Origin of the sequence: Claveliimonas monacensis (assembly GCF_014982975.1) — a bacterium.
Lineage (GTDB): Bacteria > Bacillota > Clostridia > Lachnospirales > Lachnospiraceae > Claveliimonas > Claveliimonas monacensis.
Map to the genome: position 1 here is coordinate 18,212 of NZ_JADCKL010000002.1, position 13,376 is coordinate 31,587.

Genomic DNA, 13,376 nt, shown 5'->3' on the forward strand with positions numbered 1-13,376 from the left:
TCTGCCATATGCAATTATGTGATCCAAGGAGGTAAACAGTCATGAAAAAGAATAACAGAATATCACATACAGGTCAGGCACCCAGATCCATCGTTACGACAAAAGACACAACCAAGGCAATTGAAACAAGAGCCGGTGTCCTGCAGGATCCGCCAAAGAGCGCCGCAGAGCTGAAGACAGAAGTATACCTTCAGTATCTTGGAACAGAGTGCAGTACTGACGATATTATTGCAAAAGTAAAAAATATCTGGACAAAGGATATGGGCAAAAAGGCAGAGGATATGAAAAATATCCGCATTTACCTCAAACCGGAAGAGATGACAGCCTACTATGTGATCAACGAGGAAACCACTGGAAAGATCGCCCTGTAAAACTCCTGCATGAAAAAGACTCCCGACAAACATCTGAAAACGCAGACGTCTGCCGGGAGTTTTATACTTCCACCCCTGCCAGCCGAATCATCCGGTCATATGTAAAATGATTGAACACAGCAATCGTCCTCCCGACGCCAATCACAGCCAGCACCGTTCCCACGCCGATCCCCACCAGATGCCCGGCAAAGATAAGACTCACTGTGATTGTGACAGTGATGTTCACAAGGTCAAAGCAATTCTTTGTAAATCCCACACTTCTGTAGATACAATCCGCTATAGCCTGTACGATCCCGTCTCCCGGATTCGGGATAATACGCATATTCAGCGACATGGCAGCCCCGATCCCTGTCAGTATGACGGCAAGGACAAGAACCATCACACGCAGCGCCATCTGGCCGACCGTCACCTTTCCCTCTCCGCAAAGGTCCGGGATCACTGCCGAAAACACATTCAGAAATCTTGTAAACACAAGGCTCAGCGGTATCTGTAGTACATCCATGAGAAGTACAAGCCTGCTGTCTGTTTTGTTTGCATGGGCGAGTGCCTCCCCTTCCTTTCTGGCCGCTCTCCTGCTGCGGACCAGATGAAGTATCATCTCGATCAGAACAAAAATGCAGTACAGACCAAGCGTCACGTTGCCGAAGTTATGATCGAAAATGGTGGATACACTGTAGGCCACAGAGATGATGGGGGATACGCCAAGTCCGGTCTTGGTGTTCAGCGTAAGTCCCAGTGCCAGAACGAGAAGTCCCAGAAGGTAAAAGAATACACGGAACAGAATACTTCTGTTGTCTTTTTTCAAATAAATCCCTCCTACTTTTTGTTCCGGTATATTATTTTACGGATTCTGACAGGATCTGTCAAATTCTCTGCCGACCTCCTGCACCTCCACCTCGTACAGATCCTCAAAATCGATCTTCGTATCCACGATCTTCAGTATCCTTGCCGTTCCGTCTATACGGGACACCATCCCCGTCAGCTTCACATACTCCCCCTCCTGGAAATACACGGCCGTCACCATATCATTCCTCCGGATCTGTCTGAGGATCCGATCCAGCTCCTCCTGCCGTTCCGGACAGAGCTGGGCCTTTGGCACTGTGACCTTTTCTTTTTTCCTCAGCGCGTCCTCATATCCTTTCAGAGCGGCAAAAGGCATAAACTGCTTTGCTCTTTCCTGGCGGCTCATACCGCCTCTTCCATCTGTACATTTCACCCCGGTTTCCCCCTTTTCTACACGCCGCTTTTATGTCCTCCGATCTGGCAGTTTCTCTCCATGGTAGTGGCGCCCTCCTGCAGATCCATACCTCTTACAACTGCATTTTTCCCGTACTTTTCCTTGATCGCAAGCAGCGCTTTCTGCATCCTGTGCTCCCTGTCCAGCTCTGCCGGGTCCGTAAAGAGATCATACTGCCGCCAGGCTTCATCCACCACATGGTTAAAAGTGACGCTGATCCTGCGCACCGGCGTGTGGCGATCCACGATCCGGTCATAAAGACGCCCGGTACAGGCCATAAGCTGCCGGGAAGAGCTTGTCGTCAGTGTCATGTTCTCGGTCCCATGGGCGGATTTTTTCTCTATTCTCCTGCAGTATCCCACATGAAGGGTAACCGAGTCCGTGACCAGCCCCTTCTCCACCAGTTCCAGACTGAGAAGGTCTGCCATCTCTCTGGCCACCAGCCTCCCTTCCTCAAAACTGTAGTCCCTGGGCAGCACCTGTCCGTTGGAAACGGAACTGGATTTCGGCCTGTAGGTTTTGATATCTTCCATGGTCGTACTCTCTCTGCCCCAGGCATGGTCAATGAGCAGCTCCGCATCAACACCGAACATACGGTAGAGCATCCCTTCATCTGCATGGGCCACCTCCTCCATGGTGGTGAGACCACACTGGGACAGCCTCCTCTCAATCCCCTTTCCGATCCGCCAGAAATCTGTCAGAGGCCTGTGTCTCCAAAGCTGCATCCTGTAGCTTTCTTCATCCAGCTCCCCCACATGCCCTTCTGAATGCTTGGCTGTGATATCCATGGCAATCTTGGCCAGATAGAGATTGGTCCCCACCCCCACCGAGGCAGTAATCCCCGTCGTTTCATACACATCTTCCATGATCTTTACACCCAGTTCCTTACCGCTCATCTGATACATATCCAGATACCGTGTCACATCCATAAACACCTCGTCGATGCTGTAGACATGGATATCCTCCTTTGAAATGTACTTCAAATAAATGCCATATACCCGGGCAGACCAGTCGATGTAAAGCTGCATCCTCGGCGGCGCCATGATATATCTGATCCCTTTTGGGATCTCAAACACCCGGCATCTTCCGGGCACTCCCAGCGCTTTCATGGCAGGGGAAACAGCCAGGCAGATGGTCTGGTCCGTCCTTTCCGGATCTGCCACCACAAGATTTGCAGTCATGGGATCCAGGCCTCTCTCCCGGCATTCCACGGAAGCATAAAAAGATTTCAGATCGATACACACATATGTCTTTTGTCTTTCCGTCCGGACAGATCTTTCCATCATGGCTCTCCCTCCCTGGATTTCTATTCAATCGAACATTTGTTCTGTTTTGATTATAGCAGGGATGCCCAGGGTTTTCAACTGGTGATTTCTGACAAATGGTGATTTCTGACAAATTCCCACCCCAAAAATTCCCACCCGACACAAAAATCTGTACAGACACGTAAAAAGAGAGTGATGCTCCGTCTGTTACTTCTGCATCACTCCCTTGATCTGATCACGCTACTTTTTCTGATTTTTTGCCCGGGTCCACTCTGCCCAGCTATCCTCCTCGGTCTGCTCCATCTTTGTCTTAAGAAAATCATATATGTTCCCGACATGGTTCAGATCCTCTTCCAGGATATCTGCTATTTCCTCCGCCTCACAGCCTTTCAGCATTTTCCTTCGGATCATCCGGAACAGCTGATACTCCTGGCCTTCCGCGCGGCCTATCGCCTGGCCTTCTTCCATCCCCTCCTCCCGGGCCCGCCTCTGCTCGATGACCTTCTCTTCCCACTCCTGCATATATTTCACTCCAATCTCTTCGCTTGATTTAATCATGGCTATCCTGCACTGCAGCTCCCGGATCTTTCCGCTCCTGCAGGAACTGCTGACCTCCTCTGTGGTGTGCTCTATGTACCGGAGCAGTTCGATCAGCTCTTCCTTTTCTGCCTGGGGAGGATACTTAAGAAGAATATCCTTTCCAAGGATGATCTCCAGGATGGTCTGCATGATAACAGGATCTTCCATTGCCTCCGCAAACAGAAAGCGGTCCAGCAGATTCAGGTCTTTCAGTGCTTTGTGAAACGCCATTCGTATTCTCCTTTCATTATAAGCGGCAATGTACAAGTTGACAATAAAAACATGAAAAAGCAAAATTTTCCTGCCAGACCTGTACGTCAGAAAGTGATGTGAGGGGTATTGACACGTCGGAAGACACTCCTCGAAATAAAAAGATTTTATAAGATAGTGTAAGAAAGAATCCCCGTCCGGAGATTTTTACATAATGAAGTATATAAAGATTAACAGATGGATATAAAAATGTCAACCAGAAACAGATCGGGCAGGAGAAGATTCCTTCCCCTGCCCGGTACAGAATTTTCATTTTACTATTCCATTCTCAGTCTTTCCACCACACTGTGCTTCTCCAGGTTCCGGAAACACAGATAGGGGATCACTACTGCCAGGACAAGGATCAGCGGTGTGCATATGCCAAGGGGCAGCAATGTAAAATGGAAGGTGGCAAAGTCGTCCGCCGCCGTCACTGCCCGCACGCCGATGCCTACTGCCAGCGCACTGACCGCCCATGAGACAAGAAGGGTCAGCCCGGCGTAGTACAATCCCTCGTACACCAGCATCCGGCAGAGCTGCCGTTTCGTCATGCCTACGCTCTGGATCATGGCGAACTCCCTTCTGCGGGATACAATGGCCGTGATCATGGAGTTGGCAAAGTTCAGCACTCCTACCAGGGCGATGATAATACTGATGGCATTTCCCATGACAGCCGAGGACCTTGTCTCCTCCTGGTACTGCTGTGCCATGGACTGACGGGAGGTCACAGGAAGAGTCCTGTCCACGGAGGCTGTGTAGGTATCCAGCATCTCCTGCATGGCGTCCACCTGGCCATCTTCCACATTGGCGTAGAGTTTCCGCAGGGTGTTGTCCGGATACAGCTCTCTGAACGTACCGGACGGGATCACATACTGCAGGTCAATGCAGGTCAAGGCCTGCGTCCTCCCCGGCCTCCATAGCGCCGTCCACAATGGATGTGCCCGGCAGGACAACGGCCATCACCTGGTAGCTTTTTCCATCCAGCTCCACCGTATCGCCCACAGGGGAGGCAGGCAGGACATCCAGGCTTTCCGCCTCTTCCCTGGAGATGGCGGCGGACGTGACAGCCAGCACGTAATCTCCCGTGGCAAATGCCTCAGGATCAAATGTACCTGCCAGCACATTGTCCTCCTCCGTCATCTCATCAAGGGGAATACCGTCCAGGCCGAACATGGAAACTGTGGCTTTCTTCTCTGCCAGAGAGTTTCTGGCATCCTCTGCCCCCTGTTCATCGTAGCTCTCCCAGTCAGCCAGAACCTCCTCATTGTAGTAGGAAGCAAGGCCTGCGGCTGTCGGATCATCCATCTGCCAGACAAACTGGTGGGAGTAAGCATGTCCTGTGTCCTCCACGCCATCGGCGTTTTCTACCTGTCTCACCAGATCCTGCCCCAGCGTTGTACCCTGGGGATCGTAGTTTCCCGTATAGTCCTCACTGGAAGCGTCGGAGAGTTCAAAGTCGGCAATGGTCAGCCCGGAGAGGTATTTCTCCATGTCAAAAGACGCATTTTTCGCATAGAAACAGCTCAGAAGCACCAGTCCCAGGGACAGGGAGCAGATGACAAGAGCCGTCCGCCTTTTGTTCCTGCCCAGATTGGCCCAGGCCATCCCGCCAAGGGACGCACTGCCCCGCCTTTTTGTTGTCTTCTTCATCCTGTCCGGCGCATCGCTGGCCCGCAGGGCCTCAATGGGAGACACTTTTCCTGCAAGCCGGGCCGGGCGCAGGCAGGAGATGAGAACCGTGATCCAGGCAAACAGGGCCGAACCCACAAAAATCACCGGACTGGCAGATACCACGCTCTCCCCTTCCATCATGCCAAGCAGAACCGGAACCAGAAGGAACCCAAGTCCCCAGCCAAGAACCAGCCCCAGGGGGATGCCAATAAGGCAAAGGCGGTCTGCCTGTCCGTAGATCAGCTTCTTAAGCTGCTTTTTTGTCATGCCCAGTGTCTTCAGTTTTCCGTAGAACTGCACATCGGCAGTGACACTGATCTGGAAAATATTGTAGATGATCAGATACCCGGCCACAAAGACAAGGATCATCCCCAGATACATGGGAAGGCTTTCCGAGAAAGCGGAAGCGTTCATCTCCAGCGAGTAAGCCAGGTTCACACCGTACTCCAGGCCGGTCAGATCTGTGTCAGCCAGGATGCCGTCCATGGTTTCTTCAATATTTCTGTCACTGTAAAGATTGACCTGAGCCATGTGCGTGCCAAGGATCTGTCCCTCCGAAACCGGGCCGTCCACACCCCCGGTCATCTGGTCGACGAAAGACCGGGAGACCCAGGCCATGCTGGCATAACTGGACTCATTTCCCTCCCAGAAACCGCAGAGGGTAAAGGTGGAGGAAACCGTCTCCTGGCTGGTGAGATCCGGCCGCCATTCCAGTGTCACCTGCTGCCCCAGCTTGTGGGGAATGCCTAGGTAATCAAGAACAGTGGTATCCACTGCCAGCTCATCCGCCCCTTCCGGCATCCGCCCCGCAGAGGGCCAGGCAAAGGAGTGGGAGGCGTAAGCCTCATCCGCCCAGCGGATCTCTGTCTGGTGCCCTGCAAGATCACTGTTTTCCGCCACTCCCAGGACAATACTCTCGCCCGTCTCCTCCACATCCGGGTGGGCGTCGATAAGGGCCACTTCCTCGTCTGTAATGCTCTTAAAAGAGGCCTGGGCATCGTAGCCTGTCTGACGGAAGGTCATCTCGATCATGTTCCGGCTCATGCTCTGGGCCAGGGTAAAAAGGGTGGTGAACATGAGCGTTGTCATCAGAATAGCCAGCACAGCCACCATATTCCGGCCTTTATTTTTCTTAAACAGCCGGCTGTTCAGCGTTTTGATCGGTTTAAATATTTCTCTCACAGCAAAGCACCCCCTTTACTGTGACACGATGCGGCCGTCTTCTATACGGATCACACGGTCCGCCATGCTGGCAATCTCCGGGTTGTGGGTGATCATGACAATGGTCTGGTAGAACTTCTGGCTGGTCATCCGAAGAAGTCCGATCACATCGTCGCTTGTTCTTGTGTCCAGATTTCCGGTGGGTTCGTCCGCCAGCACAATGGCCGGGCGTGTAATGAGAGCCCTTGCAATGGCCGCCTGCTGCCTCTGTCCCCCGGACAGTTCCCCCAGGAGAGCCGAAAGTCTGTCTGAAAGCCCCAGTGTCTCCACCAGCTCCTCAAAAAAGGCCCGGTCCGGTTTATCATTTCCCATATCCAGGGGAAACAGAATATTTTCCTCCACCGTCAGCATGGGAATAAGATTAAAATTCTGATAGATAAATCCCACCTTGTTTCTCCGGTACACGGCGAGCTGCGGCTCTTTCAGCGTGTCGATCCTGGCCCCGCCTGGCTGTCAGCGAGCCGAAATCCAGACTTAAGAAACCGTCTGCCCACAGGTCTTTTGGGGACTGCTCTTTTCCCCCTGCATGGCGCAGAGCTGCCTCCACTCTTTTGAGAAGGATCTTCATACTGAAAGGCTTGGTCACATAGTCGTCTGCCCCCAGGTCAAATCCTGCCACCACATCCTCCTCCAGATCATTGGCCGTAAGAAAAATGACCGGCAGCTGTGGGCATTCTTCCTTCAGCTCCCGGCACAGATCCATTCCATTTCCGTCCGGCAGATTGACATCCAGCAGTACCAGGTCAAATTCTTCCGTCGCCACAAGCTGTCTGGCCTTCCCCGTATTGTAAGCTGCCACAGTCAGGTAGCCGTTCATATCCAGCTCAAAACAAAGGCCCGCACTCAGGGCCAGATCGTCTTCCACCACCATGATTTTTCCCGCACTCATCGTTCATTCATTCTCCTTGTCCTTATCATCCTGCCGCCGGCTCTTCAGACGCCGGCATTACCTTTATATTTCACCGGTCTCCAAAGGACAAGAGTCTCCTTTTTCCCTCTTGCAATCGCCTGTATATATTGTAAAATAGCTGTGAAGGCTTATTGCGGGGAGGATCATAGGATGCAAAGCACATGGGAAAAGCGCAGAAAGAGAGTTTTCGAGATCATAGAGGTAGGGACAGAGTACGACTATATCAGCCGCATCTATGACTTTTTTAATGCTTTCTGCATCATTCTTAATCTGATAGTCAGCATGGTCTACACATTTGAAGAGTACCGGACCGCTTACGGCAGTCTGCTGATGACCATAGAGCAGGCCACTGTGGCTCTTTTTATGGTGGATTATTTTCTCCGCATATGGACGGCAAAATATCTGTACCCGGGCAGCACTCAGCCCAGGGCTATTTTGAAATATATGACTTCCTTTACAGGCATTGTGGACCTTCTGTCCTTTCTGCCCCAGTATCTCCCCTTCTTTTTCCCGGCGGGAGCCATCGCCTTCCGCATGTTCCGGATCATACGGATCTTCCGCCTGTTCCGCATCAATGCCTACTACGACTCTCTGAATGTGATCACGGAAGTCATTGTGAGCAAAAAGCAACAGCTTTTTTCTTCCGTTTTCATCATCCTCATGCTGATGCTGGCCTCCAGCCTGTGCATGTACAGCCTGGAGCACGAGGCCCAGCCGGAAGTGTTCTCCAACGCTTTCTCGGGGATCTGGTGGGCTGCCTCCACCCTGCTCACTGTAGGCTACGGCGACATTTACCCCATCACTGTCCTTGGGAAAATGTTCGGCATCTTTATCGCCTTCCTGGGCGTGGGTATTGTGGCCATCCCCACCGGTATCATTTCCGCGGGATTCGTGGATCAGTATTCCCGCATCAAGAGGATGAGTGAGTACGGCCAGGAGGCGGACATCCATTTCATTCAGATCCATCTGACCGACCAGGACAAGTGGGCAGGAAAGACCATCTCCCAGCTCCACCTCCCTGCCCGGGTCATTGTGGCTGCCATCCAGCGGGATCACAAGATCATCGTCCCCCGGGGAAACATGGTGGTGAAAGCCGGGGACGCCATGGTATTGGGAGCTGAGTCCTTCCACAACAACAAGGGGGAGCGCATTCAGCTCAAGGAAATGGTGCTCCAGAAAAATCATCCCTGGATCGGTCAGCGCATCCAGGAGCTGGATATCTCCAGAAGATCCATCATCGTCCTTGTCAAGAGAAACGGCCGCACGCTGATCCCCAACGGCAACATGCTCCTTCGGGAACAGGATATGGTCATCTTCTACTCTCAGATCCACATGGCAGGGGCCACGGAGATAGATGTGTAAGCCTGCGGGAATTGATGGAATTTTCGTAAGAATTTTTTCAATTTCGGATTGACAAGACATGTAAGAATATGATATAAATATCAAGTGACCGATTTAGGTCAGAAAATGATGCAGGGGATTGGTCAAATGGTATGACAGGAGTCTCCAAAACTCTTAGCGGGAGTTCGATTCTCTCATCCCCTGTTATGAAAGAGCTGGAAATGCTTGAAAAATAAGCGTTTCCAGCTCTTTTGTTTTATTCGGAAAATCAAAGGGTATCAAACAGGGTATCAAAATATTAAATCACGAAAATGAAAGAGCCTTTTCGGGGTTGTATGCCAACCGACCGAAAGGGCTCTTTCCATTTCTTTGCTCTTACATCCGATACTCTGCAAGCGCCTCCGAAACGCTTCTAAAATCCATATTCCTCCCAGTTGTCCAGCACCTTCTGCTGCAGCTCTTCCGGATAGCCGCGGAAGGATGCTTCTACTGGTCTGCGCTCTTCAGGCCAGCTGTGGAACGGAGTCAGACAGTTGTAGATCACACGCGTGGAGACAGCGCTTTTCTTCTCCTCCGGACTCAGGTACGCTACCAGCGGGAATATATACTGTTCCGGAATCGTCACTCTCCTGTCCGGGTGATGCCGGGTGGCAATAGCCCATGTGAGCTGGCTGATATCGCTTGGATCAATGTCGTCGTCCACTACGATCACCTTTGGAATATAAGATCCCCCTTTTGAAGAAAATACAGCTCTTCCGATTTCAGATGCCAGCTTGTCGTCATCCTCGCAGGAACGGTTCCTGTCCACAGAGACGACAAACCAATGAGCCGCGGATTCCATGGGAATGAAACATTCTTTTATCGGGAATCCCTGCCTGCGCAGTACATTCTGGATACTGGCGGCAATGCTGATGCCCCAGTTGGTATGATTCTCCTCTGTAGGCACACCGGCCACGCAGAGAGGCATAATGGGATCATCCCGGTGTGTCATGGCTGTGACCTTAAAGCAGGGTACCTGCTGGCTTCTCCCTGACCACACATACCCGCCGTATTCGCCCATCGGTCCCTCCGGCACCTTTTCATCCAGTGACGCCAGCCCTTCGATGACAATCTCTGTAGATGCCGGCACAAGAAGATCATTTGTCTCACACTTCACCACATCCACCGGCTCTTTATACCAGCCGCCCATCATCTCTCCCTCACTTACACCGGAAGGCAGAGGATAGCCGGCGATCATGGCAATAGCCGGATCAACACCCAGGCAGAGAGCAAAGGGCATTTCCTTTCCTATCTCTTTCCACCGCGCATAGATTTTTCCAAAATCCTGGGTCGGGATCACAACGCCCGCGATCGTCCGGGGTCCGTCCAGCATAGCACGGGAGATGGCCCAGTTTACCCATTTCCCGTCCGGGGTGGCTGCGATAAAGATCCCATATGTATTGATATAGCGTCCCCCATCCCCATGGTGGATCCAGGGAACCGGAAGTTTTGTCAGATCGATCTCATCCCCAAACAGCTTATTTTCCTTGCATGGACCGCTCTCCACTTCCCTTGGCGGTATGGGCTTCACATCCGGGAGCCGCGACCACTCCGCCACCAGCCCCGGGGCACTCGTATCCACCGGAAGCCCCAGAGACAGAGCAACCCTCAAAAATGGATGGCTCCGGTCCGGGCTCAACCCTACCGGCGCCCCCAGCACCCGAAATCCCGGAGTACACCCTTTGATATTCTGGAAAAGAGGTGCCGGTGCCGGGAGATCATAGGCACGCCTTGTAATAGCACTCATCTCCAGGTTCCAGTCCACCTCCTTCTCAACAGTCACAATCTCACCACATTCTTTCAGTTTTTCCACATACTCTCGAAAACTTTTGATCATCATGTTTTCCCTCCTCGTGACATATCCTGTTCAGGTACCAATACCCTGATGATTTCGATTATAGTAAAGAAATTTTTCCATGTCAAACAGGCGGATCTCCTGTATTTTTATCAGCGGTCTCCCCGTCATACCCGCCCCTCTCCCCTCATATAATAGAGAGACAACTGCAAGATGAAGGATACCACCCTATGTTCCGCAAAATGAGATCTCTTCCTTTTCTCCGGGTCACTCTTATACTGGCCGCTGCCTTTCTCCTTGGACGCACAGCCGCCCAGGTGACCTCCTTTGTCACCGCATCCCACTCTGATCAGATCCATTCTTCAGCCGAGGGAAACTGGGGCCTTGGCTTCCAGGAGGAGGGCCAGCCTCCCGTGGGAAATGCCACTGTGGATGAACTGGCACAGTACAACGCCTTCTACCTGGGCGATACAGATCAGAAACGGATCTACCTGACCTTTGATGCAGGTTATGAGAATGGCAATACCGAGCCCATTCTGGACGCTCTGAAAAAGCATAAAGCTCCCGCTGCATTTTTTGTAGTGGGAAACTTCATCTCTGAGAACCCGGATCTGATCCGCCGGATGGTGGAAGAGGGACACACGGTAGCCAACCACACCTCCACTCACCCCGATATGTCCCGGATTTCCACCCTGGAAGCCTTCCGGGAAGAGCTGGAGGGTGTGGAAAATTGCTATAAGGAGATCACAGGAAAGGAGATGACAAAATTTTACCGTCCTCCCCAGGGGAAGTACAATGTGGAAAACCTGAAAATGGCAAAGGGACTTGGCTACCACACCTTCTTCTGGAGCCTCGCCTACGTAGACTGGTACCAGGACGATCAGCCCACAAAGGAAGAGGCCTTTGACAAACTGCTGGGCCGCATTCATCCGGGCGCTGTCGTCCTCCTCCACAGCACCTCCTCCACCAACGGAGAGATCATGGATGAACTTCTGGGGAAGTGGGAGGACATGGGATACTCTTTTGGGTCACTTGAAGAACTTGCAGCAGACACAAAACAAGAAAAATGACAGACAAAAGGCGGGCCTGCATCCAGGTGCCGTTCCCGGCACTTCTCTTCAGCAGGTCCGCCTCTCATCCCGTCTTTTATTTTCCGCCCGCCGATTTAAAGAATATCAATGTACTCTCCTGCCAGGGCCTTGTTCATGCTGCGCACGGCACAGAATTTACCGCACATGCTGCATGTGTCGCTGTGGTCATCCTCCGGGCTTCTGCTGTCCCGGATGGCTTTTGCAGTCTCCGGATCCAGTGCGCATTCAAACTGTGCATCCCAGTCCAGCTTCTGTCTTGCCTCCGCCATGCGGTCATCGATATCTCTTGCTCCCGGGATGCCCTTGGCAATGTCCGCCGCATGAGCTGCGATCTTGGAGGCAATGATCCCCTGCTTCACATCATCCACATTGGGCAGGGCCAGATGCTCTGCCGGTGTTACATAGCAGAGGAAAGCCGCTCCGCTCATAGCTGCTACAGCGCCGCCGATGGCTGCTGTGATATGATCGTACCCCGGTGCAATGTCTGTGACAAGAGGCCCCAGCACATAGAAAGGCGCTCCCATGCAGATACTCTTCTGCACCTCCATATTGGCCGCCACCTGGTCAAGCGGCACATGCCCCGGTCCTTCTACCATAACCTGTACATTGTGATCCCAGGCCCGTTTTGTCAGTTCGCCAAGGCGCACCAGCTCCTCGATCTGGCAGACATCTGTAGCGTCAGCCAGACAGCCGGGACGGCAGGCGTCTCCCAGGGAGATGGTCACGTCGTACTCCTCACAGATATCCAGGATCTCATCAAAGTACTCGTAAAACGGGTTCTCCTCCCCTGTCATGCTCATCCAGGCAAATACCAGGCTTCCTCCCCGGCTCACAATGTTCATTTTTCTCTTGTGTTTCCGGATCTGCTCAATGGTCTTGCGGGTAATACCGCAGTGAAGAGTCACAAAATCCACCCCGTCCTCTGCGTGCAGACGGATCACATCAACAAAATCCTTTGCCGTGAGAGTCGCCAGATCTCTCTGATAGTGGATCACACTGTCGTACACCGGCACAGTCCCGATCATAACCGGGCACTCGCTTGTCAGCTTCTGCCGGAAAGGCTGGGTATTGCCGTGACTGGAGAGATCCATGATGGCCTCCGCTCCCAGATTCACGGCGCTCATCACCTTCTGCATCTCGATATCATAGTCCTTGCAGTCCCTGGATACACCCAGGTTTACATTAATCTTTGTGCGAAGCATACTGCCCACTCCCTCCGGATCCAGGCAGGTGTGGCGTTTGTTGGCGCAGATCGCCACCTTTCCCTCTGCCACAAGCTGCATCAGCTTTTCCACCGGCATGTTTTCCTTCTCTGCCACCCTCTTGATCTGGGGTGTCACGATGCCCTTGCGGGCTGCATCCATCTGTGTTGTGTAAGTTTCCATTCGTCCTACCTCCATTTGCGTTTTTCCTTCTTTTTCTGACGCCGGCCATGGAAACAGCGGGGAGAAGAGGGATCCTTTCCCCTTCTCTCCATCCGGATGCCGACGCCTTCACCTCTGTATAACACGGTGATCATCATGGCTGTATTTCCTCCTTTTTTTGTACAACCAGATTTTTCTATAGCGACACAAAGTGGTGTCCCCAGTCTGCCGCTTTTTCAGAGG

The 13,376-nt window shown here is 52.3% G+C and carries 13 protein-coding genes and 1 tRNA gene; 4 read left to right on the plus strand and 10 right to left on the minus strand.

Annotation, left to right across the window (positions count from 1 at the left end; genetic code table 11):
* Positions 1 to 41 precede the first annotated feature (41 nt).
* On the plus strand, positions 42 to 371 hold the full coding sequence (locus tag INF30_RS03170; RefSeq protein WP_076778545.1) for a DUF6465 family protein: 330 nt from the start codon (positions 42 to 44) through the stop codon (positions 369 to 371).
* Positions 372 to 432: 61 nt separating this feature from the next.
* On the opposite strand, the gene INF30_RS03175 is transcribed toward INF30_RS03170, so the two are convergent.
* The 8 genes from INF30_RS03175 to INF30_RS03210 all read right to left on the minus strand — a co-directional run bounded on the left by INF30_RS03175 (position 433) and on the right by INF30_RS03210 (position 7,482).
* Positions 433 to 1,176, minus strand: coding sequence for a DUF6198 family protein (locus tag INF30_RS03175; protein WP_226394205.1), 744 nt, complete (start codon positions 1,174 to 1,176; stop codon positions 433 to 435).
* A 36-nt stretch (positions 1,177 to 1,212) separates the two neighbouring features.
* Positions 1,213 to 1,587 (minus strand): YolD-like family protein, encoded by a 375-nt coding sequence (locus INF30_RS03180; RefSeq protein ID WP_311135992.1) that lies wholly within the window; start codon positions 1,585 to 1,587, stop codon positions 1,213 to 1,215.
* 17 nt (positions 1,588 to 1,604) lie between these two features.
* The gene (locus INF30_RS03185) at positions 1,605 to 2,894 is read right to left on the minus strand and encodes a Y-family DNA polymerase (protein WP_226394206.1); all 1,290 of its coding nucleotides are present in this window, start codon (positions 2,892 to 2,894) and stop codon (positions 1,605 to 1,607) included.
* Between the two features lie 219 nt (positions 2,895 to 3,113).
* Positions 3,114 to 3,683: a hypothetical protein gene (locus tag INF30_RS03190; protein WP_226394207.1), complete on the minus strand. Its 570-nt coding sequence runs from the start codon at positions 3,681 to 3,683 to the stop codon at positions 3,114 to 3,116.
* Between the two features lie 296 nt (positions 3,684 to 3,979).
* Positions 3,980 to 4,594, minus strand: a complete 615-nt coding sequence (locus INF30_RS03195; protein ID WP_226394208.1) for an ABC transporter permease — start codon at positions 4,592 to 4,594, stop codon at positions 3,980 to 3,982.
* A complete protein-coding gene (locus INF30_RS14700) occupies positions 4,581 to 6,554 on the minus strand; it encodes an ABC transporter permease (RefSeq protein ID WP_226394209.1) in 1,974 nt (657 codons plus the stop codon). Before INF30_RS14700 ends, INF30_RS03195 begins: the two co-directional genes overlap by 14 nt.
* 15 nt (positions 6,555 to 6,569) lie before the next feature.
* The gene (locus INF30_RS03205; protein WP_330601220.1) at positions 6,570 to 6,980 is read right to left on the minus strand and encodes an ATP-binding cassette domain-containing protein; all 411 of its coding nucleotides are present in this window, start codon (positions 6,978 to 6,980) and stop codon (positions 6,570 to 6,572) included.
* Entirely contained in the window at positions 6,955 to 7,482 is a 528-nt protein-coding gene (locus INF30_RS03210; RefSeq protein WP_226394210.1) for a response regulator transcription factor, read from the minus strand. Before INF30_RS03210 ends, INF30_RS03205 begins: the two co-directional genes overlap by 26 nt.
* A 171-nt stretch (positions 7,483 to 7,653) precedes the next feature.
* Here INF30_RS03210 and INF30_RS03215 point away from each other — a divergent pair, with 171 nt between their 5' ends.
* Complete coding sequence (locus tag INF30_RS03215; protein ID WP_076778553.1) at positions 7,654 to 8,865, plus strand: ion transporter; 1,212 nt, start codon at positions 7,654 to 7,656, stop codon at positions 8,863 to 8,865.
* Between the two features lie 112 nt (positions 8,866 to 8,977).
* Positions 8,978 to 9,048: transfer RNA gene (locus INF30_RS03220), tRNA-Trp, on the plus strand.
* Between the two features lie 208 nt (positions 9,049 to 9,256).
* On the opposite strand, the gene INF30_RS03225 is transcribed toward INF30_RS03220, so the two are convergent.
* Positions 9,257 to 10,723, minus strand: coding sequence for a UbiD family decarboxylase (locus tag INF30_RS03225; protein WP_226394211.1), 1,467 nt, complete (start codon positions 10,721 to 10,723; stop codon positions 9,257 to 9,259).
* Positions 10,724 to 10,908: 185 nt separating this feature from the next.
* Here INF30_RS03225 and INF30_RS03230 point away from each other — a divergent pair, with 185 nt between their 5' ends.
* Entirely contained in the window at positions 10,909 to 11,748 is an 840-nt protein-coding gene (locus tag INF30_RS03230; protein WP_226394212.1) for a polysaccharide deacetylase family protein, read from the plus strand.
* Between the two features lie 95 nt (positions 11,749 to 11,843).
* Here the strand turns inward: INF30_RS03230 and thiC are convergent, their stop codons facing one another.
* Positions 11,844 to 13,154, minus strand: coding sequence for a phosphomethylpyrimidine synthase ThiC (gene thiC, locus INF30_RS03235; RefSeq protein WP_226394213.1), 1,311 nt, complete (start codon positions 13,152 to 13,154; stop codon positions 11,844 to 11,846).
* Positions 13,155 to 13,376: the final 222 nt, after the last annotated feature.

Coding starts and splice junctions, on each gene's coding strand:
- INF30_RS03225 (WP_226394211.1), bottom strand. CDS start 10,723: ATGATGATCAAAAGTTTTCGAGAGTATGTGGAAAAACTGAAAGAATGT.
- INF30_RS03190 (WP_226394207.1), bottom strand. CDS start 3,683: ATGGCGTTTCACAAAGCACTGAAAGACCTGAATCTGCTGGACCGCTTT.
- INF30_RS03230 (WP_226394212.1), top strand. CDS start 10,909: ATGTTCCGCAAAATGAGATCTCTTCCTTTTCTCCGGGTCACTCTTATA.
- INF30_RS03215 (WP_076778553.1), top strand. CDS start 7,654: ATGCAAAGCACATGGGAAAAGCGCAGAAAGAGAGTTTTCGAGATCATA.
- INF30_RS03170 (WP_076778545.1), top strand. CDS start 42: ATGAAAAAGAATAACAGAATATCACATACAGGTCAGGCACCCAGATCC.
- INF30_RS03210 (WP_226394210.1), bottom strand. CDS start 7,482: ATGAGTGCGGGAAAAATCATGGTGGTGGAAGACGATCTGGCCCTGAGT.
- INF30_RS03185 (WP_226394206.1), bottom strand. CDS start 2,894: ATGATGGAAAGATCTGTCCGGACGGAAAGACAAAAGACATATGTGTGT.
- thiC (WP_226394213.1), bottom strand. CDS start 13,154: ATGGAAACTTACACAACACAGATGGATGCAGCCCGCAAGGGCATCGTG.